The organism is Paenibacillus sp. GbtcB18 (genome assembly GCF_019091125.1).
Classification (GTDB): domain Bacteria; phylum Bacillota; class Bacilli; order Paenibacillales; family NBRC-103111; genus Paenibacillus_F; species Paenibacillus_F chitinolyticus.
The window spans coordinates 1-261 of the sequence record NZ_JAGXJX010000483.1 but is presented as its reverse complement, the minus strand read 5'-3'; the positions used below and the strand labels follow the sequence as shown (position 1 = coordinate 261).

The following is a 261-nucleotide window of genomic DNA, read 5'->3' as shown; positions in this document are numbered from 1 at the left end:
GATAGTGAAACAGGTCATGTATTACGAAGAGGAAACTGGTTAAGTACATTGATTCTTCTTGTTGTTTTAGTTGCGAAAATCGTAATTAAGCAAAGTATGTTTTCAGGTAGTACGCACCAGACATTAATGTTTGTAACGAATGCCTTTTCATGTATCACATTAGGTCCCGTGATTAGTAGACGATATTACATTTGGAAAAAATATAATGAATTAACTCAAAAAGGATAAAATATACATCCCTTGTTTATCAATACAGTGAAC

General features: G+C 32.2%; 1 pseudogene. It reads left to right on the top strand.

The window, feature by feature from the left end:
- Positions 1-228: pseudogene (locus tag KVT34_RS30455) on the top strand (DUF1453 domain-containing protein); the annotation flags it as partial.
- Between the last annotated feature and the right edge of the window lie 33 nt (positions 229-261).